The following is a 26,482-nucleotide window of genomic DNA, read 5'->3' as shown; positions in this document are numbered from 1 at the left end:
GTTTAAGATTTTCAGAGTTTGTTTCTTACTTTTATGTTTGCAAGTTTTTTCTCTGTAATTACTTCTAAGCAACAAGACCTTTGATCTTACGATTTAGAAGGAGTTTTCGTCATCATTTGTGTTACTGCAAAAATAAGACAAATAACTTTACGATAATTGTACAATTCTGTACAATAATTTCAATTTATCGCTATATTTGTTAGTCATTTTAGATTATGTATAGAGAGATCAGCATTGTGCATCAACTTAAAGAAAGTGTCATAAATCAATTTGGAAAACAGATCGTTACTGCGACAGATTGTATTGACTTAGCACGGTTACTTACGCAAAACTTCAATGTTAACATCAGTTCGCAGACTTTGCGACGGTTTTTTGGATTAATAAAATCAGGTTCTGCGTCCAGTAAGTTTACTTTAGATCTTCTCAGCAAATTCTGCGGTTACAAAGATTTCAAAGACTTTGGACAGTCTTACAGCAATTCCGAAATCGAAATATTCTTTTCAGATACCGAAAATAATGATCAAAATTATTGGCGTAAAAGTGAACAATTGTGCAGACAGATCACTTTTTCTTCAGAACTGCTGGTCACAACGCATCGTCGACTCATGTCGTTGCCAATGGCCAGAAAATATTTTATTGAAAATCATCCTTTGCGGGATATGATCGGTACGGTATATTCACAGTATTTTTCAGCTTATCTGAAATTCAGTAAAAGCAACGAAGCCAAAATATTTGCATACGGATTTCTTTTTAAAAGCGCCTTCCTTCTGGAGAACCGGGAGTTGATGGATTTGTACATCAAAAAAATTAAGGATACAGAAATTATTAATGATGTTTACTTAATTCCCGCGGGTTTAAAATACGGCGTTCAATTACTGCACGCTGACTTAACGGGTAACGATTCTCTTTTCAGAAAGTATTTTACAGAAATGAAAAAGGTGAGATTAAATTATATAAAGGCTTCAGAACAGTCCGTTTGTAGTTTCGAATATACTGTTTTAGAATCGCTCATTTTTACGAATCGCACGAAAGAAATGAAATTTCTCATCGAAAATAATACCTTTCAAAAAGATCTGGACCACGATTATATTCCCTCAGAAAGAAAGAAAACGCATGATGAAGTATGGAATATTCTCTGTGCTGCAGCTTATCAAAAAATGGGTGACAATGCCAACACGGAATGGTATCTGAATCGCGTAAATCTGGTGAATTTAGGAATTGGCTGGGAAAAGTATTATTCCATGATGTATTATTTTGTCCAGTTACAACGAACAGAAAAACAAGAACAAGCTATTATTGTTTTAAAATTGCGAGCTTTGATTGACGAAACGTATTTCAGTTATTACGAGACGATCTTAAATGAGTATTTAAAAAATTCAGATAATCAAGAGCAAAAGTCGATCAAAAGTACGGCACATAAAAAAATTACAACGTCTGCAAAAAATATGTTAAAAGCATAATTAGTCAAAATCAATTATACTTTCAAACAATTATCAATTAATACTTCTAAATTTATCATCGAATAGTTCAAGAATCAAACAAATTTACAGAATATGACAGCAATTTGGAACGGAAAAACAATCGCAGATAGCAGCAATACAATTGTGGTAGAAAACAATCATTATTTCCCCGAAGACAGTATCGACAAAGATTACTTTATTCTAACGAATCACCATACATCATGTCCATGGAAAGGTCAGGCTTCTTACTACAATATTGAAGTAGACGGGAAAAAGAATGAGAACGCCGCCTGGTTTTATCCAAGTCCAAAAGATGCCGCGATGAATATTAAGAATTATGTCGCTTTCTGGAAAGGAGTTGAAGTAAAAGAATAAGTTGTTATTATAATTTTCGCCCTAAATATAGAAATCCCGATTCACTAGTTTGAATCGGGATCATTTTTACTTGAAAAATCTTTTCGTATGAAGGATTTTAAGTACAGTAATCACATTTTCATCCACTACATAATGGATTCCGAACGAAAATATATCTGTGAAAGCGATTCGAACTTCCTTATATCGATTCTGATAATGCAGAGGATTTACCTTTATTAAATCTACAGTCCTCCAATATTCGGTATGGAATTTTTCAGCTAAACTATCTGATATCTTTTCATAATAGGCAATTCCCTCCAAAAAATCGGTTAAAGAACCTTCCTCAAATTTTATACTATATTTCATTTCCGAGCGCTTGATTTGCGAAAATCATCTTCAGAAATATACTGCGATTCACCACTGTAATGTTGCTTTAGTTTTGCATCAATCATCAATTTATATTCATTGGTGAGTTCAAAATCCTTGGCTTTTTCTTTTAGAATATACTCTAAATAATTCTTAAGCTTTCGGCCTTCCTTTTCTGCCTGAATTTGCAAAATAGCAATCGTTTGATCATCCAAACTTATTTCTTTTCTATTTTTTGTAGGTGTCATTTATCTAAAGTTTCGATAAATATACGTATAACTTACGAAAAGATGTTTTTTAATCTCAATTTATCTTTTGAAAGTTGATTTTTTAGTTATCACGATTTAAGTCTGACCTAATTTTATGAAAGATTTAAAGTCTATTCTCTTTCATCTATTCTCTTTCCTCTACTCAAAAACCTATTTCTTATAATTAAAATGATTCAGCAACAAACGGATCTCATTAAATTCAAATTCATTTGGCAAAACTCTTTTCCAGTCGTTTAAATTTTCGTGTTGATTTTTTTTGAATTCCTTTTCGAAGGTTTTGATTTTGTCTTTATCGAAAATTCTTTTGACATCAAGCAAACCCTGTTCGGCAAACTTGGCCAAATGTCCGTAAATCGTTTCCGTGACCAAACCTCTTTCCTTCGCAATTTCCGGAATTGTTTTTCCATCTTCGAATAACTGAAACGTCAAAATATGGGACGGAATTTTAGCAATTTTTGAAGTAACCGGAACATCGATGGTTTTGTCGAAAAGTGGAGTTTCTAAAAGGTGAACGGTTTTAAGATCATTCAGATAGTCTTCCAGATCATCCAGAAAAACCCGGAAATCTTCGTTGTATTGTTTGAGACCTTTTACACCTTTGCTTTCGGCATAAAACTCTTTTAGTGGACTGAAAACTTTTTCATTAATATTACTGAAAAAGAAATTGACAGCGCCTTTTGCTTTGGTTTCAATTTCAGTCCATTCTTCTTTGCCCTCGATGAATTTATGTGTTTTCTGCTGAATGATCTTCTCAAATTTTTCAAAGATCTGCCCAAATTTTGTAACGTCAGGTTTTAAATTTCCATAAACGAATTTGGCTTTGTCCTGATCCAGAAATTTACTGAACTTCGCACTGTTGTACCATATTTCCAAAGAAGCAGAAATCCATTTACAATCGAGTCGGCTTGCAATTTTCTTGATGCTGTAATCATATTTTTCGGTATTAAGAATTTCTTCAACGCGATCATTGGCGTGCGTTTCATCCTGAAATTTTGAAACTCTTTTATCGGAAAAAATAACAGCCGGCGTAATTTTAGACTTTAAAACAATTCCTTCCAAAGTTCTGCATCGTGAAAGTGCGACATAAACCTGTCCGGAAGCGAAAGATTTCCCGGCATCAATAATGAGACGGTCAAAAGTTAAACCCTGCGATTTATGAATCGTAACCGCCCAGGCTAAACGGATCGGGAATTGTTTGAAACTCCCCAAAACTTCTTCCTGAATACTTTTGTCATCGCCCAAAGAATATCGCTTTTGATCCCAGGTTTCTTTTTTAAGCTGGAAAAGTTCATCTTCACCATCAATGATTACTGAAATTTCTTTCTCGCCAACTTCAATGACTTCAGCTAGTTTTCCATTAAAATATCTTTTTTCTCCGCTTGCATCATTTCGCAGAAACATAATTTGACAACCTTGTTTCAACTCTAAAACTTCCTCGTTTGGATATTGATTTTCGTTAAAGTTTCCTGTGATTTCAGCTTTATAAAAATAGGACTTTCCTTTAAGCTCTTTTAATTTCTTCAAATTAATTTCGTCCGCCATTTTGTTGTGCGAAGTCAGATAAACATAAGGTTCATCGGTCGGTTCAAAATCTGGAATATATCTCTCGTTCAGCGTTTCAAAGTCAATATCTGAAACTGCACCGTCTCTGATTTCATTCAAGATCTCTAGAAATTTTTCATCTTTCTGGCGATAAACCGTCGTTAATTCTAAAGTGATCAAAGGCAATTCCTTTAAAGCATAACTGTCGAAAAAGAAGGGTGAACCGTAATATTGTTTTAAGACATATTCGTCTCGGACAACCGGTGGCAACTGATACAGATCTCCGATAAACAACATTTGAACGCCACCAAATTTCTGCTGATTTCTTCTTACCGAACGCAAAGAAAAATCCATCATATCCAACACATCGGCACGAAGCATAGAAACTTCATCGATTATGATAATTTCGATTTCCCGAAGCAATTTTAGTTTGTCTTTTCGGTATTTAAAATGATGCATCAGATCAGCGATATTATTCGCAGTGTTGCTGTCAACTCTGTCTGTCGTTGGTAGAAAAGTTCTCAACGGAAGACCGAACATCGAATGAATCGTAACGCCGCCTGCATTGATCGCTGCGATTCCGGTTGGAGCAACAACGATATGTTTCTTGTTGGTTTTGCTTACAAAATCATTCAGAAAAGTCGTTTTCCCGGTTCCGGCTTTCCCGGTGAGAAAAATACTGCGGTTCGTATGTTCGGCTAAGTTGAAGAGAGATTCGTTCATCGGTCAAATTTAAGAAAATTGGGTTGAATGAACCTAAGGTGTTTTCATCCTAATTTGTGTTGTTTTCTTAAATACAATTTAGAAATACAATTTAAGAAAGACAGATTTTAATACGATTCAGACCACGTAAATTTACTTTTTACAATGTTCGAGGTTTCCTTTTTCAGAAATTCTAAATAGGCAGCAGAAACAAGTGTTTGCTTTTTACCTTTCAACCAGATCAAACTCCACGTAGTTTTAATGGGCAATTCTTTGATGGGAATAATTTGTAATTCTTTGTTTTGCAATTCATTTTTAATCCCGATCAATGGCATAATTGAATATCCCAAACCTGCTAATAAAGATTGTTTCACAGCTTCGTTAGATGACAATTCCATTCTTTTGAGAACTGAAATATTATTTTCGGCAAAAAATTTCTCCATCGTTTGTCGCGTTCCCGAACCTTTCTCCCGAAAAATAAGCGGAAGATTTTCGAAGATTTCTTTTGTAGAACTTCCTTTTTTAAATTCTAAATCGCTGCTTCCAACTAAGTATAATTTATTTTGAAGCAGATCTAATTTTTCAATATTTTGAGTTGTTGGTAAAATAGAAACAAGCGCAAAATCGACCGAATTATTTTCCAGACTTTCTAAAACCTGATATTTATTGGTGACATTCATGTTCAGTTCAATGCCGGTGTGCTCCTTCATGAATTCCGACAGAAAATAAGGCATCACATATTTTCCGGTCGAGACCACCGAGATTTTTAGTTTACCTGTCAATCGACCTTTATACGCTAAAGTCTTGTAATTAATGGCGTGAACTTGATTGATGATATTTTCTGCAGCTTCTGCAATTTCTTTTCCAAAATCGGTGATATAAAGTTTTCTCCCCACAACTTCAGTTAGAGGAATATCAAACTGATCCTGAAAATTTTTGAGTTGGATGGAAACTGCTGGTTGAGTTAAAAAAAGTTCTTCCGAAGCTTTGCTAACGCTTTCGGTCTGCACGACTTTTAGAAAGATGCGAAGTTGATTTAAAGTGTAATTCATAAAAATTATTTATGGATAGTATTACAAATATAAATAAAAATATATGGTTTAGAAGCTTCAAATTTGCGTGATCAAAAAAAATAAAATGACAAGAATTACAGTAGCAAAAGGAGACGGCATTGGACCTGAAATTATGGATGCGACTTTGAAAATGATCATGGCAGCAGGAGCGCAGATCGAAATTGATGAAATTCCAGTTGGTGAAAAAGTATATCTCGCCGGAAATAACAACGGAATTGCCGCCAAATCCTGGGACACGATCAGAAGAAACAAAGTTTTTTTGAAAGCGCCCATCACGACTCCTCAAGGTGGCGGTTATAAAAGTTTGAATGTAACCACCAGAAAATTTCTGGGATTGTATTCTAACGTGCGACCTTGCATGAGTTTGTATCCTTTTGTGGAAACGAAACATCACAATATGGATATTGTCATTATCCGTGAAAATGAAGAAGATTTATATGGTGGAATCGAGCACCAGCAAACTGACGAGGTGGTGCAATGTCTAAAATTAATCAGTCGTCCCGGTTGTGAAAAAATTGTGCGATATGCTTTTGAATATGCTAAAGTTTACGACAGAAAAAAAGTGACTTGCTTCACCAAAGACAATATCATGAAGCAAACCGATGGTTTATTCCACAAAGTTTTTGATGAGATCGCTTTAGAATATCCGGAGATTGAAAACGAACACTGGATCGTCGATATTGGTGCGGCAAAAATGGCAGATACGCCGGAAATTTTCGATGTAATTGTTACTTTAAATTTGTACGGAGATGTGATCTCAGATATCGCAGCACAAATCGCAGGTTCCGTTGGTTTGGCAGGTTCTGCAAATATCGGAGAAGAATGCGCGATGTTTGAAGCAATTCATGGTTCTGCGCCAAGACGTGCCGGACAAAATATGGCGAATCCTTCAGGTTTGCTGCAAGGTTCAATCATGATGCTAAATCATATCGGACAAACTGAAGTTGCAGAAAAAGTTCAAAATGCCTGGTTGAAAACGATAGAAGATGGAATTCATACTTATGATATTTTTAAAGAAGGTGTCAGCAAAGAAAAAGTAGGAACAATCGAGTTCGCAGATGCGGTCATCAAAAATTTGGGTCTTGAACCTTCTGTTTTAAAAGCAGTGAAATTTGTAAAAGATGCCGTCCTCAATCTACCGAAATATGTGAAGAAACCTGCAATGAATAAACAATTGGTCGGCGTTGATTTATTTGTGGACTGGAGAGGAACTGATCCGAATGAATTAGCAGAAAAATTACAAAAAATCAATACGGAAAATAAACATCTAACCATGATCACCAACCGTGGAATCAAGGTTTGGCCAGATGGTTTTTCGGAAACATTTTGTACTGATCACTGGAGATGTCGTTACAAAGCTCAACCAGGAAAAACCCTTTATAAAAATAATATCATCACCTTGTTAGCCAAAGCTTTAGATGCTAAAATTGATGTGGTGAAGACAGAAAATCTATACGAGTTTGATGGCAAAGCCGCTTATTCTTTAGGTCAAGGGCAGTAAATTAAAGATCATATTTACATTTTATAATAATTGAGAATGAATAAAGTCCGATCCTGTATTGGACTTTATTTTTAAGTATTCTCTTATGGAATTTCATCTGTTTCATTTCAACAAAAACGTTTAAAAACATTCAATGGGAAATCATCAAAACTTCACTTTAATAGATGGCGAATTCGGTCCGAAAGACAGCCGGGAACTGCTCTTGAGTGTTTTCAAAAGTAAAATTCATTTTCACCAGATGAAAAATTTCAGCGCTCAGGAATGTTTCGGAAAAGAAGATCAGGCAGCGTTAAATAAAATCGAGAAATTGAAAGAGGCCTTGGAAGAGGTTTCAAAATTGGTCGATTTAGCAACAAGAGAGGGAAAGGTTTTAGAAATAAAATCACAGGTCTCTTTGCGGTTTATCAATGAAAATTGATCCTAATAATAAAGCCATTTTTTAACGATTAAAAAAATAAAAAGAATGATGATTTCTAAAGTGATTCACAAAGCTGTTGTGATTTTAGAAATTGATAAAAAATTAAAATTGCAGGATCTTCTGCCAAAGATCGATTTTAGATATAATTTCTTAGCGAAAGAATTCAATTATGCCAAGGTAATTTCTGATCCTACGCCTTTTGAAAATAATTATCAATTCGGATTAAAAGTAGAAATCCCTATTTTCTATACGCAAGGAAGAGTCAATTATAAGATCGCGAAACTAAAAATTGAAGAACTAAAATTAGATCAATTTCAAAAAGAAAGAAGTATTGAGGTAAAAATCACATACTATTTCAATCAATTTACAACGCTAAAAACGCAAATTGCCTTACGATCGCAAAATTCAGCGGATTATAAAACCTTGGTTAAGGTTGAGGAAACGAAATTTTAAAATGGAAAAAGTTCCCTTTTCTTGATCAACCGCCGCGAACCGAAAGCCATTCAAGCAGAAGAGAAATTAATTGACATCAAAACCAAACTCTTTAAATCCATTTATTTATTAAAATGGAGTGCCGGACTTTTAAGGTAATAAAATATTTTACTGAAGCCTACTTTCCTCTATATTAATAGGCGTGTCTATTGGCAAAAAGATCTTATTTTTGTACAACATCAAAAAAAATATAGAAATGAGAAATTTGATCATCATCGCTGTAGCGGTTTTTTCTCTATCAGCTTGCAAATCAAAGAATTCGGTCGAAGATGCTGAAAATTTACCGAAAGACATTGCTTTAAAACCAGAAAATAATCTCTCTCAGCAACAGGATAGAGAGCAGTTGAGTGCAATCATCAAACAAATTGATTCTTTGGCACAGTCAGAAACTTGCGCTGATCCTGCCGACTGGGCTTTCACCGCGATCGGATCAAAACCTTGTGGTGGCCCAAGTTCCTATATCGCTTATCCGAAAAAATTAGAAAGAGAAATTCTGCCGAAAGTCGAAATATTTACAACAATGCAGACATCATTTAACAAAAAGTATCAAATGATCTCCGATTGTGCAATGGTGATGCCACCTGCAGGAATAAAATGCGAAGAAGGAAAAGCCATTTTGATGGGTGGAGGTTCATCTGGATCTGAAGTTCAATAGTTTTTAAATAGAAGGTTCAGTTTCGTTTTTAGCTTCAGCATCCGTCGCTAATTTTTTGGCGTTCCATTTCGCGTGAGAGGACAAAGCAATACTGTGTCCCATTGTTTTGGCGTAAATTTTTGTAAACTCTGCGCCAAAAAACACGATCTGACAAGTGTAATTAACCCACATCATAAGAAGAATAATAGTTCCCGCAGCTCCGAAAATTGTTGTTGGTTTTGACAGTTCAAAATAATATCCGAGCAAAAATTTACCGATACTGAATAAAACTGCCGTTACAATTGCACCTACCCAAACAGAACGCCACTCGATCTCTACATCGGGAAGAACTTTAAACATCAATGCAAAAAGAGCAGTTACCACCAGGAAACTTACTACCACGTTCAGAATCTGTGCAATAATAAAAGTTTCGAGACCGAAATTTGCCGTGATCCAGTTGTTGGCTAATCCCAAAACTGAAGATAATATAAGACTCACTAAAAGTAAAAAAGCAATGATTAAGATCATTCCTAAAGAATTGGCGCGGTCTACAATATATTTTAGAAGCGCTTTTTTGGGTTCCGATTCTACTTCCCAAAGATCATTTAGGGTTCGCTGCATATGGAAAAACAAGGTAGTTGCTCCAAACAGTAAAGTAAGTACGCCCACAATTTTCATCCAGAAATTTTGATGATCCCAAACACCGCTTAAAATCATGGATTGCAAGCTTTCGGCAATCGCTTTTCCCGCAATTCCACTTGCCTGATCCGTGATTTCTCCTCGTACTGCTTCGTCACCGAAAAATAATCCGGCAACCCAAATAACGATGATCAACAAACCGGGTAAGGAAAAAATGGCGTAATAAGCCATACCTGCAGAATCTTTCGACGCGGCAGAATTATTCCAGTCTGTAAAAGTGTCTTTCAGAATTTTCCAGGCAAGTTTTAGATGTTTCATTTCAAGCAGTCTATTTAGTAAGAAATTTCAGAGATTAATTTTTCAATCAAGATGTATATCTGTTAATGTCAAAGAATTCTCCATGTTGTAAATATTTTAGTTTTTGCAAATTTTCAAATGTCAAACTTGCTTATACAACACTTTTCCGCAAGCCGGATTATACAGGAGATGCATTGCGTAAATTTTGTTGAGGTTCAATTCTAACATCAGCTACTCCAATCATTTTCTGAATGTTCCCATCAAAAAGAAAAGTAACATTAAAAATATTTTTCGAAAAACCTTTGGTGGAATTTATTTGATGTAGAAAACTCTCCAGACCTTTTGCAGTTGGGTGATTGACAATTAATCTTTCGGATGTGATTTCAGAAAATGCAACCATTCTTTTAAAGGAATGATCTATTGGGAAAAAACTATTTATACCAACCCGAATATTTCACATAATTATTTGCAATTCGGTTCACTTCACCTTCCAAAAGTTCAGCGGAAATATCTTTAATTTTTCGTGCTGGAATTCCGGCCCAAACTTCACCGGACTTAACATGAGTTCCCTGAATAACAACGGAGCCGGCTCCAACGATTGAATTACTCTCGACCAAACAGTCATCCATCACAATAGCTCCCATTCCGATCAACACATTATCGTGAATGGTGCAGCCATGAACAATAGCGTTATGACCAATTGATACATTATCGCCAATCTCTAACGGGAATTTTTCGAAGGTACAGTGCAACATTGCGTTGTCCTGAACGTTCACTTTATCGCCCATTTTAATAAAATTTACGTCGCCACGGATCACCGCATTGTACCAGATACTGCATTCTTTGCCCATTGTAACATCGCCGATAATGGTTGCTGTTTCTGCTAAAAAAGTATCTTCGCCGATTTGCGGTGTTTTTCCTAAAAGTTCTTTAACTAATGCCATGTTATTTTTTATTTTGATGAGGTATTAATTTGATGATTTAAACGTCACAAATCAATACATAAAATTTCTAATTAATTTTGGATAATTTCTTTCAATTTGATTTAATAGTACTTATTGATAAGGTCTAAAACATCACCGATAAAATCTAAATTGTTATCCGTATTTTTGTACTCAAATTTAAGGAAATAAAATGAGACAAATTATTATAGAGCCTACTGAAAACCCAAAAGTGATGAAGTTTGTAGCAGATTACAACTTGATCCCGGGTTCTTTGGAATTAGACAGGACTTCGGATATTTCAGAAATTCCGATGGCTCAGCAACTTTTCAATTATCCCTTCATCGAGAGAATATTTATTACCGCTAATTTTATCGCTGTAGCAAAGCAGGATACTGTGGAGTGGGAACATGTTGTGGAAAGTTTAAAAAATATTATTGAAGATGAACTTTTAAATAATCCCAGAATCTATCTTCAGCAAAAGAAAGAATTATATCAGATTTACGCAGAGATGACGCCAAATCCAATGGTGATGAAGTTTGTTTCTACAACTGCACTGCTGGATGGTTTTGTTGAGGTTAAAAATAAAGAAGAAGCTGCTGCGATTCCATTAGCTAAAGCGATTTTCGACCAGTTCGACTTTACAAAAGAAGTTTTTATTTCTGATAATTTTGTGGCGGTTACCAAAAATGTTTCCGTAGAATGGCACGAAGTAATGGTTGTTCTAAAAGATTTTATTGCTGAGTATTTACAAAATGGTGGTAAAGTCTCGAATGAGAAGCCGCACAAGCATGAAAGTCCGGTTGAAAATATGATCAATCGGGAATATACTGAAACAGAACAGAAAATTTCTGACATTTTAAAAGAATATGTCGCTCCGGCTGTAGAAGCCGATGGTGGTAAAATTTCTTTAATGGAATATGTTCCGGAAACTAAAACAGCAAAAATGTTATTGCAGGGCGCTTGCTCAGGTTGTCCAAGTTCCACGGCTACTTTAAAAGGAGGTATCGAAAATCTTTTGAAACAGTTCGTTCCTGAATTGGTAGAGAAAGTGGAAGCGGTAAATGGTTAAAAAAATGAGTAATAAGTAATGGGCAATATATAATTGCTCATTACGCATTACCAATTACTTATATATATGAAAGGAATTTTATTAGTGAACCTCGGTTCGCCAAGATCTACAAAAGTAGCGGATGTAAAAGAGTATCTGGATGAGTTTTTAATGGATGAAAAGGTGATTGATTTTCGCTGGTTTTTTCGTGCTTTATTGGTTCGTGGAATTATTTTGAATACGCGCCCGAAGAAATCTGCGGCAGCTTACCAAACAGTTTGGACGGATGAAGGTTCGCCTTTAATTTTCATCACCGAAAGAATTAAGAAAAAGCTGGAGAAAATTGTTGATGTTCCTGTAGAAATTGGAATGCGTTACGCAGAACCAAGCATAGAAACTGGAATGCGAAAACTGACAGAACAGGGCGTTACCGAAATTGTTTTGTTCCCACTATATCCGCAATATGCGATGAGTACAACGGAAACGGTGATTGAAAAAGCCGAGGAAGTTCGTAAAAAACATTTCCCCGATATTAAAATTAATTACATTCAGCCTTTTTATAACCGCGAGATTTATACCGATTGTTTAGCAGAAAGTATTCGCGAGAAATTGCCGGAAAATTTCGATGCTTTACAATTTTCGTATCACGGCGTTCCGGAACGACATATCTACAAAACCGATCCTACAAATACCTGTAATTTAAACGATTGCTGTTCCAGAGATGACAATCCAAGTCATCAGTTTTGCTACAGACATCAATGTTTTAAAGTGACGGAGAAGGTGATCGAGAAGTTAGGATTACCGAAAGAAAAAGTGATGGTTACGTTCCAGTCCAGATTGGGAAATGACAAATGGATGGAACCTTATACCGATGAAACTTTAGAAGGTTTAGGCAAAAAAGGAATTAAAAATCTGGCAATTGTTTGTCCGGCTTTTGTGTCTGATTGTCTGGAAACTTTAGAAGAAATTTCTGTTGAAGGCAAGGAGCAGTTTGAACATGGCGGTGGAGAAAACTTCCATTATATTCCGTGTTTGAATGATGAAGACCGTTGGATCGAAGTGGTGAAAACTTTATGCGAAGAGAAGTTGCACGAGTTTTATTTGGTTTAAAACTTATAATTTAATGCAGTTCCGTTACGCAAGACATACTATGAATTTAGAGAAATTAACAAATTTCTATACCTCAGTTCTTAATTTTGAAGTGCTGGGAAAATTTAAAGATCACGCCGGTTATGCCGGTGTTTTTCTTGGAATAAAATACGAAAACTGGCATCTGGAGTTTACCCAAAATGGGGACAAGATTCAGTCTAAACCAGATGAAGATGATGCTTTGGTTTTTTATCCGAAAACAAAAATATCTTATGATGAAATTTTGATAAAGGTGAAGAAATTAGATATTCCACTCATAGAAACTAAAAATCCGTACTGGAAAAATCACGGTATTTGTTTTCAGGATCCAGACTCTTACACAATTATTATTTCTGCCGAAAGAATAGCGCTATAATTTTGGTCTACAATTTTTGCAGGTCTTAGTTATAAATAAATTTTATTTAAAAACGAGATTAACTTGCCCAGATCGGAGCGGTATCCTTTTGCGATGAAGAATGAAGAAAAAAAGACCTGCCTGTCGGCAGACAGGTAGAGTGAGAAGCGGGATCAGCTTCTGAAAAAATCTACCGAACCGGTGTTCGAAATTCTCCGTATCCGATCAATCCGTCGTAATTTCTACCGAAAGGCTGGTAATAGAGAAATGCCTGATATAAATTTTCTGTCTGCCAGAAACTTCCGTTTATTTCTCCGAAATTTAGAGTGTAGTCTGTATTTTTAGTCGCGAGAATATAATTATAGAAACCTTGCTTCAGATAAATTTTTGCAATGTATTTTTTGGTCTTCTCATCGTAAGTCATTTGATTTATCTTGCTTGGAATAAACTCATTAAATCCTCCCAAAACAAAAATTTCCTGATCCGTTTTTTCGGAATCTAAGGCGAAATAAACCCAGGAATAATCGGCTTCTTTGTCGGCAGTACGTTCGATTCCCAAGTCATTTCTACGGAAATAATAAGCGCCATTTACATCGGGCTGAAATTGATAATTTAAAGGAAAAGCCCAAACGGGATAAAGATAGGTGTAATTAACGCCTTCCACCGTTTCCGCTCCTGAAACCATATCAAAAGGTTGGTTCATATTTTTATTATCGAAATAATAAAACTCGTTATTACCGGGAAATGACAAGTTGAGTTGCTGAAAAAGCAGCTTGTTTCCAAGGGTTGAGCTGGGCTTTTGATTATTAATTGCTACGTTCCAATTGTTGTTCTGCACCACGTTTAAAGTGGCAGAATTTGCGTTTTGCAGTAACATAGAATTAGTTCCGACGGCCTGAACTTGAATTCGTTGATTGATGCTCGGATTTTTTGCATCTGTCGTTCTGCTGATATTTACGCCCAACGTTGCGCCATCTTCTACAACACAAAATCTTTTAGTAAATAAAGGTTTACTGGGAGAATCTAAATAAACAACGATCTCGAAATTGCCAGAGATTTTGGGTTGAATTTTAGTGTTCGGGAAGGTTAACGTATAGTTCGTGTATGGTTGCAAAGTGTTGAAGGAATATTGAAACTCATCGATCAGCGCATTTAAACTTCCGTTTGCGTATTCGGTGAAAAACAAGCCGTCATCTTGCCAGTTTCGGTCGAAATGCTTCAGTGTATATCGATAAACTGTACTTGAATTTGAAAGATCGTCGAACTTTAAGATTAGTTGCTCATTGAAGCGGATAACTGCTGTTTCATCATTAGTTTGAGGATTAAAAAGCTGAACGCTTCGAATGTCTTGTCCGAATAGCGCTGTACTGAAAAAAAGAAGTAAAAGTGTTAGATATTTCATTAATACGAAGATAACGAAATTTGAGCTATTTTCTTGCTGCCGAAAAGGCTTTTACATCTAAAGTCGTATTTTTGCGAGATCAAATTAAAATATAAAATCAATTATGATCACTATACAATCCTTCGCATTCAATCCTTTCTCAGAAAATACGTACGTCGTTTTTAATGAAAATAAAAATGCTTTTATTATTGATCCCGGAAATTTTAGCGAAGAAGAAACAAAAATATTGAATCAATTTATTGCAGATCATGACTTGAAGATTAAAAATATTTTGCTAACTCACGCTCATATTGATCATGTTTTAGGACTGCAGAACGCTTCCGATGAATATAAAGTCCCGGTTTTAATGCACGAGATCGAAAAGGAAATTCTGGATCGAAATCCGATGGATGCACAGCGATTTGGTTTTTTCTTTAAACCTTTTAACGGCGAGATCAATTACTTAAATGAAAATGAAGTAGTCAAACTGGATGAAGATGAATTCAAAATTTTACACGTTCCCGGACATTCACCTGGTCATGTTGCGTTTTACAATGAAGCAGAAAAACTAATGATTTCGGGCGATGTTTTGTTTGAAGGAAGTATTGGCAGAACAGATCTCTATAAAGGAGATTCTGAACAATTACTAAAAAGTATTAAAGAAAAACTGTTTGTTTTGCACGACGACACCAAGGTTTACAACGGTCATGGAAATCCTACGACGATCGGATTTGAGAAAGAACACAATCCATTTTTTTAGAGAATAGGAAGTTGATCTAAATACAGAGCCAGGTAAAAATATGTATTTTACCTGGCTCTTTTTATTTCTATATAGCTCTTCTTAAGATTTCCACTTGATTCCACAACCCATGCTTGGTCGCTGGATTTCATCTTGAGGTTCACCTGCGAGTAAATTTTCGAAAGCAATGATCAGATCTTCGCCCGTGATCTCTTTTGTATTTCCGGGTCTGGAATCATCCATTTGTCCGCGGTAGATAAGATCCAGCTTGTCGTCGAAAAGGAAAAAATCTGGCGTGCACGCTGCATTGTAAGCTTTAGCGATTGCCTGACTTTCGTCGTATAAATAGGGAAAATCAAATTTTCGTTCCACTTGAAATTCCGCCATTTTATCAGATGCATCTGCCGGATATTTATCCGCATCATTTGCATTGATGGCGATGAATTCAATTCCCTGATCCTGGTAATCCTCGTATAACTCGGAGAGTTTATCGATGATGTGAAGCACAAAAGGGCAGTGATTACACATGAAAATAATAAGGGTGGCTTTTTTGCCTTTTAAATCGTTTAGAGATTCTAACTCGTTGCTGTGCGAAGGATTCGGAAGCTCAAAAAATGGAGCTTTGGTGCCGAGTTCGATCATATTGGAATTCGTATTTGCCATTGTAGTATTTTTAAATTAAAGTCTTGAGCAAAGATAAGGATTCTTCTACCGAATTTTCAAAATTTACCCAGTTGATATTTTCTTCTTTTCGGTACCAGGTTAATTGTCGTTTTGCAAATCTGCGGGAGTTTTTTTTAATTTCCTCCACTGCAAAATCTAAATTCCAGTCGCCATCAAAATATTTGAAAAGTTCTGTGTAGCCCACCGTTCTTAAGGACAATTGGTTTCGGAAGGGAGTTAGCGATTTTACTTCTTCCACCAAACCGTCGGCTAACATTTGATCAACGCGCTGGTTGATTCTTTCATAGATGATTTCCCGCGGCGCCTGAAGACCAATTCGAATAACTTCAAAATGCCTCTCTTTCACTTGTTCCGCAATATTCTCAGTGTAAGTTTTGCCGGTTTGCCAAATGATATCAATTGCGCGAAAAAGCCGGCGGGGATTATCCTGATCTACATTTTCAAAATAGTGCGGATCTAAGGTTACCAGGATTTTCTGTAAACTTTCGATCCCTTCTTCAATGAAAATTTTTTCCAGCTTCTGCTGATTTTCTTCATCAGCTTCGGGTAAATCGTTGAGGCCCTGGAGAATTGCTTTTTCGTACATCATGCTGCCTCCAACCAGAACAACAACCTCTTTTGTCTGGAATAATTCTTCTATTTTTCGAAGAGCATCTTTTTCGAATTGTCCGATGGAATAATAATTTTCTACGGATAAATTCCCGATGAAATGATGAGGAATCTGCGCTAATTCTTCTGAAGATGGAGTTGCAGTACCTATTTTCATTTCTCTGAAAAACTGGCGGGAATCGCAGGAAATAATTTCGGTGTCGAAATATTTTGCGATTTCGATGGCGAGTTTTGTTTTGCCGATTCCGGTGGTCCCTACGATGGAGATGAGTTTTTTCACGGCGCTAATTTCCTCATTTTTTTTGAATTACAGCGAACGGTATCAACACTGAAATTTACAAAGATTCTCTTTTTTATATTTGAAAAAATGAAGATTTTATAAACGATATCCTTCTTTTTTAATGATTAAATATCGAAATAGATTTTAATATCAGGTATTCATAAAAATTTGAATATATTTGGCTCAAATAAACATTAAAAATAGGAAAAAAAATGAAAAAACAAGGTGTATCGAGCGCTTTCGTCGCAGCTTCTTGGGTCGCTCTCGGAGCTGGTGTAATTGGATTTATTGTAGGTTTGGCAAGAGCTGAAATGGAACTGAATGAAAAGGGATATTATTTCACCGTTCTCCTCTACGGATTATTTGCGGTAGTCTCTTTGCAGAAAGCAGTTCGCGACCGCTTAGAAAACATAAAAGTGACCGATATTTATTATGGAATCTGCTGGTTTGCAACCTTATCATCTATCGTTTTGTTAACCATCGGATTATTTAATGCAACGATTTTGCCGAGTGAAAAGGGTTTTTATGCTTTTGCATTTTTACTGGCACTCTTTGGCGCGATCGCGGTTCAGAAAAATACGAGAGATAATTTAGCAGAGGGTTAATTCTTTTTACCTTACTCATGAGCCAGTTCTGCGACGTTTAATTGGGATAGAGAATTGACTGATATTCTAGCCCCGATCGCAGAGCGGGAACTTAATTTCGAAGAAAAAACTTCGCTCATTGCTCCAAAAAAAACCATTCAATTTCTTGAATGGTTTTAATTTTTAAATGTTAACCGACGATTTCGGCTTCTATTGCGTTATTCTCGGGCTTTAAGGAAACTTCCCAAGCGACAAATTTCTCGGCCTCGGCAATCAACATTGGCATCGCAAAAGCGAGTAGTGCCAGATCATCTAAAACGCCAATTACAGGGATCCAGTCGGGGATCAGATCTAAAGGCGAGATCAGGTAAACCAAAACTAGAGCTGGAAGGACCACGTTTTTAAATTCGGGTTTGTATCCGTTTTTTGCCATAATCGATTTCACCATTCGTATGATTACCGGAATCTTTCGAATAAATCCTTTGTGCTTGAATGCTTCTTTAGCAAGTGCTATTTTTGATAGTTTCATTTTACTGTGTTTAAGTTAAAAACACTCTACAATTCGCAAATTCTGTACCACGATTTCGTAACATTTTGTTAATTATCTGGTAAACGTGTCGATAAACTGGTTCACAGACTCGCTGTTCCAGTCCTTTGAAGCGTCTTCTTTCAGGAGGATTCTGCCATTTTTATCCAATAAAAAAGTCGTGGGAAAAGCCTTCGGCAAAACATTGGTAGAAATCGGGCTTTTTGCGATATAAACCGGTACCGTGTAATTGTTGTCTTTCAAAAACTGAAGAACTTTCGGTTCCTCATCCTGCATTGCGATAAGCACAAAATCAATCTTATCTTTTTTGCCGTCGTACAATTTCTGAATGGTCGGCCATTCTTCACGACACGGTGGACACCAGGTTCCCCAGAAATTAAGAAATATAAGTTTGTTCCCTTTAAGGCTTTTTAAATTGATATCGGGAACATTCAGGCCTTTAAGTTCAATATCCAGATCGGCATCGTTCAAAGTAACCGCATTTTCGATGGCTGCGATGGGAAAAAAGAGGTCTTTAAGTTTCAATCTTACTTGTGGGAAAATAAAAAGTACCGCAATAAATGCGATGACGAGCATATTGAGAATGTTTTTTTTCAGGAAATTCATTTAGATTAAATTTATGATTTCTTGGATGGCGTCTTTGCCGCGGTTTTTTGCATAGTAAACCTGCAGATCGTTGTAAAACTCTTCTCTTGGATACGTTTCTTCATTTTCTTTGAATTTTTTCAGCAGATCATTGCCATATTGAGGCCGTGGTCCCCAAATATTTTTTACAGAAAAGTCTTCGTCTAAAATAAGGATTTTAGGGATCGACTGTGTTCCATTCGTTAAATACTGATCGATCAAGGTATGATCGTAATCTCTTAAAAATATACGTACTTCAGTTCCCGCTGCCGCGAAAAATTTAGAAACTGCAGGCACAGTTGCACTTGCATCGCCGCACCAAGGTTCCGAGATCATTAGAATTCTGCCTTTAAAGTTCTTGTCTTTAATTTTTGAGAGTTGGTCAGAATCAACTTTGTACGTTTTTAAAGTTCGTTCCATCCGGTGAAGTCCCAACTCATAATATTCCTGATGTTCATCGGTTTTATCGGGATTATTTTGAGCGCGTTCTTCCGCAACTTTAAGATACTCTTCGAAAGTCAGGGCGTTTTCCCAGTATTTTTTATTCATTTCTTTTTTATTGATCTGTTCTTCAATTGTTGATTTCATTCTTTTAGATTTTATACAAATTTCGACAAAAACCATTTAGGGTAAGGTGATTTAGATCACCAATCGAATTTTCGAAGCTTATTTATTAAAAATAAATCGGCGAGAACAAATGCCGCTAGATTTTCAACGATCGGAACTGCTCTTGGCAGAACACAGGGGTCATGTCGGCCTTTTCCTTCTACTATGATCGGATCGCCGTCTTTATCAAAACTTTCTTGCGGACGTAAAATTGTTGCAACGGGTTTAAAAGCTACGCGAAAATAAATATCCATGCCGTTGGATATTCCGCCTTGAATTCCGCCGGAGAGATTTGTTTTCGTCGTGAAATCTTCATTAAATAAATCGTTGTGATCTTTGCCGGTCATTTTTGCGCCACAAAATCCACTCCCGTATTCGAAACCTTTACACGCATTAATGTTGAGCATGGCTTTCCCTAACTCTGCCTGCAATTTCCCAAATACAGGTTCACCGATTCCAATAGGAAGGTTTTTGATGACACAAGTGATCGTTCCGCCAATGGTATTTCCTTCTTTTTTGACCTCTTTAATTTTGGAGATCATTCTTTCTGCAGTTTCTGCATCCGGACAGCGAACATCGTTGGAATCTATTTTTGAAAAATCCAGATCCTGGTATGGTTTCTCGCAGAAAATTTCGCCCACAGAAGAAACGTAAGCGTCGATTTCTATATTTTCGGGAAGAATTTGTTTGGCTAAACTTCCGGCGACGACCCAATTGACGGTTTCGCGAGCAGAAGATTTTCCGCCGCCGCGGTAGTCGCGGATTCCAAATTTTTGGTCGTACGTAAAATCTGCGTGACTCGGTCTGTATTGTTGCGCGATATGATCGTAATCTTTTGATTTTTGATTTTCATTTTCGATAAGAAAGCCAATGGGAGTTCCAGTTGTTTTTCCCTCAAAAATTCCGGAAAGAAACTTTACAGTGTCGCTTTCTTTTCTTTGGGTAACAATGGCAGATTGCCCGGGCTTTCTGCGATCGAGTTGATGTTGAACTTCATTTAGATCCACATTTAAACCCGCTGGAAAATTGGTGATAATTCCACCATAAGCAAGTCCGTGGCTTTCGCCAAACGTTGAAAGGGAGAGAAAATTTCCTAAATTGAACATAGTACAAAGTTAGTTAAAAGGTGCGAGATTCGAGTTGTGAGTTTCGGGATTCGAGGGTTTTAGAAATTGAAATTTTCTGCTATTTTCTTCGAAAACTTTATTTTTGGTTTTCATTTATAATTAGCTGAATTTCTCGTTTTTCATTGTCAGTGATCTTGCGCCAGATAAATCCTTCTTTCAATGTGTTCCCTTTTAGTTGTGGAAATATTCCGGCGTCTAGATCTTCCTGTATATATGCTGGCGAAATGGCTGGCAAAGGCGTATCAAAACTAAAAGGATAATTTTCTACAACATTGAATTTTAAATTTCCAATTTGGTGGGTTTTAAATTTCTTCAATTCAAAATAAGAAGGTTTATAAAACTGATTTTTATTGAAGCCGGTCATGAAATTCCCAAGTTTAAAACTCGGTAAAAATTTTGTAACCATTGAAGGATATGATATAAATCCCGCGAAGAAGATCGAAGTAACAGAGAAAATGATTAAAGCTGATTTCTTTGAAATCAATTCATAAAAAAGAATCAGGAATATCACAAAGAAGACCTCCGCAAAAAACCGATATTGAGCAGAGAAAAGGAGCACTAAAATACTTTTTATAAATATTGAAATAAAGAGCAACCAAATAATTGTCGATTTTTTCTTCAGCGAATAAATAAAGAATACGATCAAACTCAATATAAATAACACATGGATTTTTCCTTTTATTCCACTTAAAAATAGCCAGTTTTTTATATAATCCACCGTAGAAAATTCTTGAATTGAAGGATATTCATATTGCATATCATAGGTTTTCATGATCGCTATCTCCGAAGAATTTTGCAATAGGTGAGCATTAGGAATCCACGGTAATCCTAAATCAAGAAACTGAACAGGAAAAACAGGAAATCCAAATGTCCAGATGTTTTTAAAAATGAAAAGAAATAAAATAATTCCACCAAAAACGCTGAATTTTATATTGCTCTTTAAAATGATTAAACAATAGAGAAATGTAAAGAGTGGCAACCAGATCATGGTCGGTTTAATCGCAAATACAAAAATTGAAACTGCAAAAAGCAGTGTTGCGTTTTTGTTCGACCTTAAAATTTCATTTAAAATAATTAAAGAAAAAACGATCACAGGCAAATCGGGACTTGGTGATTGAGACAACAAAAATAAAACAGGCACGAAAAGAAGATGAATCCAGGACTTTTTCTCCATAATGTAAATAACATAAACGAATAAAACCAGCACATTAATCCTCAAAAATGGGTCGGTAAAATTGGAAAATCCTGCCTGAAAGATATGCCATACCGACATTTGTCCCAATAATAAATCGAGATTCGAAATGCCTTGAACCAACCCAACTTCCGAAAGCCATTTTATTGTTGGAATATAATATCCGAAATGGTCCAGTATAAAAGGATAAAACGAACCGAAAAATAGAATGATAAATGAAAGAATAGGGAAAATAAATTTGTTTGCACTGATGAAATTCCAGAATTCTTTGTAAATTTTAAAGTAGAAGAAAGAAGCCACGCCGATCACTAGAGTGATAATTTCAACAAATATATTCAGCGGTAGAAAGAAGGCAATAATCGTATAAAGAAGCGAAACGGTAATAACTCCACTTAGTAAAAGCGATGAAACTCCGGAGAAGATCTGTCCAAAAAAATGTTGGAAAATTCTGCCGAATCCTGCCAAAACAGGTAGCAAAATTAAGAGCATGCATAAAATGAAAACCATAAAAAAAGATTGCTTAAAAATAAGCAATCTTTTCTTTATATATAATTAGATCTTTTAGTTTCTAGGTTGAACTCTACCATCTTTACGGTCTCCAGCTCTACCAATCGTATAACCAGTTGCACCACCTACAACACCACCAACTACGGCACCTAATCCACGGTTTTTCTTAGAGATTATCGCACCTGCTGCGGCACCACCAACTGTTCCAATGATTGTTCCTTTGGCGGCTTTACTCATCCCTCTTCTCTGAGTCGTTCCTTGTGAAGTTCCGGCCGATGATCCGTTATTTGATCCTGAACTCGCAACAGTACGCGGCGTATTATTTACGTAAACTGTTCTTGTTTCTCTTATTACCTGAGGTTTCGCTGCTGCTTTAGCTTGAGAAACTTCCGCGATACTATCTGCTTTTTTCTGAGTTTCGTAAGCCATTTTTTCTTTTTCGATGGCTAATTTTTGTTTTTCAATTTCCAGTTGTCTGGATTGAAATTCCATTTTCTGCTGATCTAAAGATTTTTCAGCAACGGAATTGTCTTTAGTACATGCGGTAAGCAAAAGTACAGACATTGCTCCCGTTAAAAAAAAACTCTTAATCATTCGTGTCTTATCGTTAAGGGGTAATATTTGGGTTGTCGCTTTCATAATTTCAAATTTTAAGAAGATTGTTTAGAATAGTAACAATTAGTATTCTTGGTTAGTGTATAGCCAAAAAGGAAACCATTGTTGTGTTAACGAAATGTTAAAATAATTAAAATGCAGTAAAAAAGAAGCAAGTACCTGATGTTCAGATACTTGCTTTCTGGAGGTTCCTAGCGAACCCGAACAATGCAACACGGGATTTTTCAAAACATCCACAAACACAATTCAACATCCCTTTATCAATAGGGTTTAAGAACGATTTTATTTCCTTTTCTAATGTTAACGAATTGCACCAAATTGCATATTATTGCAAAATGGTTGACACAAATGTTGACACACATCAAATTTTTTGTATCTTTGATTTGTTCAAAAACTTATACAATGGCAACCACAAAATTTTATCTCCGATCAAAAGGAAATGATTGTAATATTCAAATGCAATTTTCAATTTCCCGGAAAATAAAAATGAGAACCTCCACAGGATTGATAATAAATTCTAAAGAATGGAGTACAGAGACCAATTTCCCAAAACAAGGAAAAAACAAAAACACGAACACGAAACTCAAAGAACTTGAAGCCGAAATATTAAAAGAGTACAACACCGATTTTGCAAACGGAGTTACATTTTCCAATGACTGGTTAAAAAGTAAAATCAATAAATATTTTGATCGTGAGACACCAATACAGGATGATGATAATTTATTTTCTGTATATCTCAAAAATAATATCGAGTTGAGAAAAATTGACTCACGAACGAAGAAAACAACCGATCAAAAATTTATTCAGTTGCAAACGAAATTCACGGATTTTGAGAAAACGAAAAAAAAGAAATATTTGATTTCGGAAATTGATAAAAAATTTATGTTGGTATTTAGGAGCCATTTAATTGATAAATTCAAAGTAATGGAATCCACAGCAAACCGAACTTTAAAGAATCTTAAAACGGTCTTACTGGATGCAAGGGACAACGGCAAAACAATCAACCATCAAATAAATAATTTCAGTATTGACACGGTTCCCTCAACCAAAGTATTTTTAAATTTTGATGAGATTAAAAAAATAAAAGAATCTACCATCATAGGAAATGATTTGATACACGCCAAAGATTGGTTAATTATTGGATGCTACACCGGTCAAAGAGTTTCCGATTTGTTGAGAATGACAAAAGAGATGGTATTCACAAAAACAGACTCAAACGGAGAGCGTTTTCAGTTTATCGAACTCACGCAACAAAAGACAGGCAAAGAGGTTACAATCCCACTACACGATGAGGTTTTGAAAATCATCAACAAATATGATGGAAATTTCCCTCCAACATTTGGAGAGACTGGAGACTCAAAGTTTACTTTGTTCAACCGATATATTAAAAAGGTTTGCGAGATTTCAAAGATTAATGACATCGTGAAAGGCAAAGTTTATGACAACATAGAAAAACGCAATGAGATAAAGGAAACGGATAAATGGAGACTCACCTCATCGCATATTTGCCGACGTTCATTTGCTACTAATTTCTACGGAGATAAACGATTTACAACGCCCCAAATAATGGCAATCACTGGTCACGGTTCGGAGAGTGTTTTTTTAGGATATATTGGAAAATCCTCATCCGATCACGCAATGACAACCGCGAAAACATTTAAGGAAATTGAGAGCCAAAAAATTGCAAATTAACAACCGATTAACAACCAATAACGATTTAAAAATATTAAGATTATGGAAACAATGATTTCAACAAAAACGCCAAACTTCAAAGAATTACAAAAGAAATTCAGTGAGGATAAAATACTAGAAATTGAAAACTTTTTAAAAATAGTTAAGAGATATAATTCTGAATTAATGGAGTCTTGTCACAATCATTCGGAGATCGCAAAGAATGAAAACGGAGAGAGAGATTTGGAAACAATCAAAGGAATTTATAAAAGATTTGCCGACGACACTCAAAACAAAACCTTTGAACTTTTTGCCGTATTGGATGTAATTACCGAAAAATTACAACCCTTATTTGATGTGAGTGGAGAGTTTTATGAAGTTGAACAATATCTCAAACAGGAACTCACGGAAAAAAAGTAAATTTGATTTGTTCAAAAATGTAAAGTTATGGAGTTACCAAATTATCAAAGTTTAAAAGATTTTGAAGAAAATTTAACAGATGGATATGCGAGTTTTCAAAATGAAATAACTTTTATACAGTATTTGAAAAATTGTAAAATTCACTTTGATAATATATTTCAAGAATTTTTTAGTACTGGTCAAAAACTAGATTTGTGGAGCGAGGATTTTGACGAAATTTCTCACGCAGAAAATACTGTAAATTATGTTAGAATTGAAAAAAATAATATTTATGACAGTATTAAAAATGAGATTAAATTCGACATCAATAGAAAACATTACGACCAATATATTTCAATTTGGAACAGAGATTTAACACTGCAGGAAATAGTTTCCGAAACAGTTGAAATAGATTCTTTGTACAATGATTTAGCGGATGAGTTTTCAGATATTATTGATAAAGAAATTGAACGTGAAAGGATCCAAATTTTAAGAGGAACGCCACCACCTCCACAGGACGAACCCGAACCGCTAACAGCAAAACAACAACAAAAGGTCGGTTTATTAATTCGGTCGGGAATAGTGGATTTTTTGAGAGAAAAGAATCCTGAAATATCAAAGAATCAAATTTCTGGTTTTATCGAATTACTCACAGCCGAACCAATGAAGAAAACTTCAATTAATACTCATTTGGTTGATAATACGGACAACGTTAAACATCCGTTTTACTCACGTAATAGTTTAGATGAGATTGATTTAAAACTCAAACAATTCGGAATCTCTCCACAGTCCGACAAATAACACAGCGCACCAATAAGGTGCGTTTTTCAATTCTATACAATCCCATTTTTCAAAGTTTGGAATTTTTCTAGTTGTTCCAAATTTTTTCCAAACATTCCTTTGTTGTCATAATAATTAAACAAAAAAAATTATGACATCAATTCAATTTATCGGAACCACTCCGAACGCATTGATTAGCGAAATTAAAAACGCAATCATCCCTCAACTCAAATTAGAGTTATCAAAGGAATTTCAACCCAAAGAACCGACAAAGTATTTAACACGTGCGGAGGTTTGCGAAATGCTACAAATTGACCTCTCCACACTCCACAGATGGAGAAAATCAAAAATCATCACAGCGTATGGAATAGAAAACCGTGTCTATTTTAAACGAAATGAAATTGAGAACCTCATCACAGACAATCAATTAATTTAATACTTCAAAAAAATGGCAACCACTCACACACCCGACCATTATCCAATGTATTACACACTCGATGAGGTTAAAAAATCATTCAGACAATACAAACTATCAAATTATAAAAAGATTGCATTTTCCGAACTCATACGAACTGAAAAAAATAACGGTTACAACTCAACCACAGGCGCGGAAAACCTTTTGAAAATTAGAGACACCACCAACTGGAGTAAATGTACAATCACAGGATTAAGAACAACCGAAACGCCTAATTTCTATTATGCAGATTTACCAATAAAGGGAAAAAAATCATTGTTCGTGTGTTACATTCCTGCAGATTGGGAAACAATATACATTCGTATTTGTCCGCAATTTTACCCTTTTATTCCGGGCGACAGAAAAACGATGATAAAAGAAATTATCAAAGTAATGATAAACGATTTACAACCGAGCTAAAAACAAAAAAAGAGAGGATTAAAAACCCTCTCTAATTTGTT

The 26,482-nt window shown here is 35.5% G+C and carries 32 protein-coding genes; 16 read left to right on the top strand and 16 right to left on the bottom strand.

Translation table 11 applies throughout. The annotated features are described in order from the left end of the window. Positions 1-215: 215 nt before the first annotated feature. Both ACZ9HT_RS00280 and ACZ9HT_RS00275 read left to right on the top strand, forming a co-directional pair. Positions 216-1,460, top strand: a complete 1,245-nt coding sequence (locus ACZ9HT_RS00280) for a hypothetical protein (protein ID WP_476038435.1) — start codon at positions 216-218, stop codon at positions 1,458-1,460. A gap of 93 nt (positions 1,461-1,553) precedes the next feature. Next, positions 1,554-1,835: a DUF427 domain-containing protein gene (locus ACZ9HT_RS00275; protein ID WP_476038434.1), complete on the top strand. Its 282-nt coding sequence runs from the start codon at positions 1,554-1,556 to the stop codon at positions 1,833-1,835. A 66-nt stretch (positions 1,836-1,901) separates the two neighbouring features. Here ACZ9HT_RS00275 and ACZ9HT_RS00270 read toward each other — a convergent pair whose 3' ends face one another. The 4 genes from ACZ9HT_RS00270 to ACZ9HT_RS00255 all read right to left on the bottom strand — a co-directional run bounded on the left by ACZ9HT_RS00270 (position 1,902) and on the right by ACZ9HT_RS00255 (position 5,745). Continuing rightward, positions 1,902-2,180 (bottom strand): type II toxin-antitoxin system RelE/ParE family toxin, encoded by a 279-nt coding sequence (locus ACZ9HT_RS00270; protein ID WP_476038433.1) that lies wholly within the window; start codon positions 2,178-2,180, stop codon positions 1,902-1,904. Continuing rightward, complete coding sequence (locus ACZ9HT_RS00265; RefSeq protein ID WP_476038432.1) at positions 2,177-2,428, bottom strand: hypothetical protein; 252 nt, start codon at positions 2,426-2,428, stop codon at positions 2,177-2,179. Before ACZ9HT_RS00265 ends, ACZ9HT_RS00270 begins: the two co-directional genes overlap by 4 nt. A 171-nt stretch (positions 2,429-2,599) precedes the next feature. Continuing rightward, a complete protein-coding gene (locus tag ACZ9HT_RS00260; RefSeq protein WP_476038431.1) occupies positions 2,600-4,714 on the bottom strand; it encodes a helix-turn-helix domain-containing protein in 2,115 nt (704 codons plus the stop codon). Between the two features lie 107 nt (positions 4,715-4,821). Then, positions 4,822-5,745 carry a LysR family transcriptional regulator gene (locus ACZ9HT_RS00255; protein WP_476038430.1) on the bottom strand — a complete coding sequence of 308 codons (924 nt, stop codon included), beginning with the start codon at positions 5,743-5,745 and terminating at the stop codon, positions 4,822-4,824. 85 nt (positions 5,746-5,830) lie between these two features. Here ACZ9HT_RS00255 and ACZ9HT_RS00250 point away from each other — a divergent pair, with 85 nt between their 5' ends. The 4 genes from ACZ9HT_RS00250 (at position 5,831) to ACZ9HT_RS00235 (ending at position 8,832) form a co-directional block, all read left to right on the top strand. Beyond that, positions 5,831-7,267: an NADP-dependent isocitrate dehydrogenase gene (locus tag ACZ9HT_RS00250; RefSeq protein ID WP_476038429.1), complete on the top strand. Its 1,437-nt coding sequence runs from the start codon at positions 5,831-5,833 to the stop codon at positions 7,265-7,267. A gap of 133 nt (positions 7,268-7,400) precedes the next feature. Continuing rightward, a complete protein-coding gene (locus ACZ9HT_RS00245) occupies positions 7,401-7,685 on the top strand; it encodes a hypothetical protein (protein WP_476038428.1) in 285 nt (94 codons plus the stop codon). A gap of 45 nt (positions 7,686-7,730) precedes the next feature. Then, positions 7,731-8,138, top strand: coding sequence for a TolC family protein (locus ACZ9HT_RS00240; RefSeq protein ID WP_476038427.1), 408 nt, complete (start codon positions 7,731-7,733; stop codon positions 8,136-8,138). A gap of 235 nt (positions 8,139-8,373) precedes the next feature. Then, positions 8,374-8,832, top strand: a complete 459-nt coding sequence (locus ACZ9HT_RS00235) for a hypothetical protein (RefSeq protein ID WP_476038426.1) — start codon at positions 8,374-8,376, stop codon at positions 8,830-8,832. 3 nt (positions 8,833-8,835) lie between these two features. On the opposite strand, the gene ACZ9HT_RS00230 is transcribed toward ACZ9HT_RS00235, so the two are convergent. The 3 genes from ACZ9HT_RS00230 to ACZ9HT_RS00220 form a co-directional block, all read right to left on the bottom strand. Next, positions 8,836-9,768, bottom strand: a complete 933-nt coding sequence (locus ACZ9HT_RS00230) for a YihY/virulence factor BrkB family protein (protein WP_476038425.1) — start codon at positions 9,766-9,768, stop codon at positions 8,836-8,838. Positions 9,769-9,925: 157 nt separating this feature from the next. Then, on the bottom strand, positions 9,926-10,147 hold the full coding sequence (locus ACZ9HT_RS00225) for a hypothetical protein (protein ID WP_476038424.1): 222 nt from the start codon (positions 10,145-10,147) through the stop codon (positions 9,926-9,928). 31 nt (positions 10,148-10,178) lie between these two features. After that, positions 10,179-10,691, bottom strand: a complete 513-nt coding sequence (locus ACZ9HT_RS00220) for a gamma carbonic anhydrase family protein (protein WP_476038423.1) — start codon at positions 10,689-10,691, stop codon at positions 10,179-10,181. 190 nt (positions 10,692-10,881) lie between these two features. Between ACZ9HT_RS00220 and ACZ9HT_RS00215 the strand changes: the two genes are divergently transcribed. The 3 genes from ACZ9HT_RS00215 to ACZ9HT_RS00205 all read left to right on the top strand — a co-directional run bounded on the left by ACZ9HT_RS00215 (position 10,882) and on the right by ACZ9HT_RS00205 (position 13,243). Continuing rightward, positions 10,882-11,760, top strand: a complete 879-nt coding sequence (locus ACZ9HT_RS00215; RefSeq protein ID WP_476038422.1) for a NifU family protein — start codon at positions 10,882-10,884, stop codon at positions 11,758-11,760. Between the two features lie 66 nt (positions 11,761-11,826). Then, complete coding sequence (hemH, locus tag ACZ9HT_RS00210; RefSeq protein WP_476038421.1) at positions 11,827-12,849, top strand: ferrochelatase; 1,023 nt, start codon at positions 11,827-11,829, stop codon at positions 12,847-12,849. A 13-nt stretch (positions 12,850-12,862) separates the two neighbouring features. Continuing rightward, complete coding sequence (locus tag ACZ9HT_RS00205) at positions 12,863-13,243, top strand: VOC family protein (RefSeq protein ID WP_476038420.1); 381 nt, start codon at positions 12,863-12,865, stop codon at positions 13,241-13,243. A gap of 169 nt (positions 13,244-13,412) precedes the next feature. Here ACZ9HT_RS00205 and ACZ9HT_RS00200 read toward each other — a convergent pair whose 3' ends face one another. Beyond that, positions 13,413-14,624, bottom strand: coding sequence for a type IX secretion system plug protein (locus ACZ9HT_RS00200; protein ID WP_476038419.1), 1,212 nt, complete (start codon positions 14,622-14,624; stop codon positions 13,413-13,415). Between the two features lie 103 nt (positions 14,625-14,727). Here ACZ9HT_RS00200 and ACZ9HT_RS00195 point away from each other — a divergent pair, with 103 nt between their 5' ends. Beyond that, positions 14,728-15,363, top strand: a complete 636-nt coding sequence (locus ACZ9HT_RS00195) for an MBL fold metallo-hydrolase (protein ID WP_476038418.1) — start codon at positions 14,728-14,730, stop codon at positions 15,361-15,363. An 81-nt stretch (positions 15,364-15,444) separates the two neighbouring features. Here the strand turns inward: ACZ9HT_RS00195 and ACZ9HT_RS00190 are convergent, their stop codons facing one another. After that, the gene (locus ACZ9HT_RS00190; protein WP_476038417.1) at positions 15,445-16,005 is read right to left on the bottom strand and encodes a thioredoxin family protein; all 561 of its coding nucleotides are present in this window, start codon (positions 16,003-16,005) and stop codon (positions 15,445-15,447) included. Positions 16,006-16,015: 10 nt separating this feature from the next. Further along, entirely contained in the window at positions 16,016-16,915 is a 900-nt protein-coding gene (gene miaA, locus ACZ9HT_RS00185; protein ID WP_476038416.1) for a tRNA (adenosine(37)-N6)-dimethylallyltransferase MiaA, read from the bottom strand. 212 nt (positions 16,916-17,127) lie between these two features. On the opposite strand from miaA, the gene yiaA reads away from it, so the two are divergent. Continuing rightward, positions 17,128-17,520 carry an inner membrane protein YiaA gene (gene yiaA / locus ACZ9HT_RS00180; protein ID WP_476038415.1) on the top strand — a complete coding sequence of 131 codons (393 nt, stop codon included), beginning with the start codon at positions 17,128-17,130 and terminating at the stop codon, positions 17,518-17,520. A gap of 169 nt (positions 17,521-17,689) precedes the next feature. Here yiaA and ACZ9HT_RS00175 read toward each other — a convergent pair whose 3' ends face one another. From ACZ9HT_RS00175 to ACZ9HT_RS00150, 6 genes are all read right to left on the bottom strand, one after another. Further along, entirely contained in the window at positions 17,690-18,028 is a 339-nt protein-coding gene (locus tag ACZ9HT_RS00175) for a YkvA family protein (RefSeq protein WP_476038414.1), read from the bottom strand. A 72-nt stretch (positions 18,029-18,100) separates the two neighbouring features. After that, on the bottom strand, positions 18,101-18,652 hold the full coding sequence (locus ACZ9HT_RS00170) for a TlpA family protein disulfide reductase (protein WP_476038413.1): 552 nt from the start codon (positions 18,650-18,652) through the stop codon (positions 18,101-18,103). Continuing rightward, a complete protein-coding gene (locus ACZ9HT_RS00165) occupies positions 18,653-19,258 on the bottom strand; it encodes a thioredoxin family protein (RefSeq protein ID WP_476038412.1) in 606 nt (201 codons plus the stop codon). It abuts the gene before it with no gap. Between the two features lie 56 nt (positions 19,259-19,314). Next, complete coding sequence (aroC, locus tag ACZ9HT_RS00160) at positions 19,315-20,382, bottom strand: chorismate synthase (protein WP_476038411.1); 1,068 nt, start codon at positions 20,380-20,382, stop codon at positions 19,315-19,317. Between the two features lie 97 nt (positions 20,383-20,479). Continuing rightward, the gene (locus tag ACZ9HT_RS00155; protein WP_476038410.1) at positions 20,480-22,102 is read right to left on the bottom strand and encodes an LIC_10190 family membrane protein; all 1,623 of its coding nucleotides are present in this window, start codon (positions 22,100-22,102) and stop codon (positions 20,480-20,482) included. A 54-nt stretch (positions 22,103-22,156) separates the two neighbouring features. Further along, positions 22,157-22,741 carry a YMGG-like glycine zipper-containing protein gene (locus tag ACZ9HT_RS00150; RefSeq protein ID WP_476038409.1) on the bottom strand — a complete coding sequence of 195 codons (585 nt, stop codon included), beginning with the start codon at positions 22,739-22,741 and terminating at the stop codon, positions 22,157-22,159. Between the two features lie 378 nt (positions 22,742-23,119). Here ACZ9HT_RS00150 and ACZ9HT_RS00145 point away from each other — a divergent pair, with 378 nt between their 5' ends. From ACZ9HT_RS00145 to ACZ9HT_RS00125, 5 genes are all read left to right on the top strand, one after another. Further along, positions 23,120-24,409, top strand: coding sequence for a tyrosine-type recombinase/integrase (locus tag ACZ9HT_RS00145; protein ID WP_476038408.1), 1,290 nt, complete (start codon positions 23,120-23,122; stop codon positions 24,407-24,409). Positions 24,410-24,451: 42 nt separating this feature from the next. Continuing rightward, positions 24,452-24,808 (top strand): hypothetical protein, encoded by a 357-nt coding sequence (locus ACZ9HT_RS00140; protein ID WP_476038407.1) that lies wholly within the window; start codon positions 24,452-24,454, stop codon positions 24,806-24,808. A 27-nt stretch (positions 24,809-24,835) separates the two neighbouring features. Beyond that, on the top strand, positions 24,836-25,588 hold the full coding sequence (locus ACZ9HT_RS00135; RefSeq protein ID WP_476038406.1) for a hypothetical protein: 753 nt from the start codon (positions 24,836-24,838) through the stop codon (positions 25,586-25,588). 130 nt (positions 25,589-25,718) lie between these two features. Then, positions 25,719-26,003 carry a helix-turn-helix domain-containing protein gene (locus ACZ9HT_RS00130; RefSeq protein ID WP_476038405.1) on the top strand — a complete coding sequence of 95 codons (285 nt, stop codon included), beginning with the start codon at positions 25,719-25,721 and terminating at the stop codon, positions 26,001-26,003. 12 nt (positions 26,004-26,015) lie between these two features. After that, on the top strand, positions 26,016-26,441 hold the full coding sequence (locus ACZ9HT_RS00125; protein WP_476038404.1) for a hypothetical protein: 426 nt from the start codon (positions 26,016-26,018) through the stop codon (positions 26,439-26,441). Positions 26,442-26,482: the final 41 nt, after the last annotated feature.

The organism is Chryseobacterium sp. UYP7 (assembly GCF_056279225.1).
This window is presented reverse-complemented; position numbering and strand designations above follow the sequence as displayed.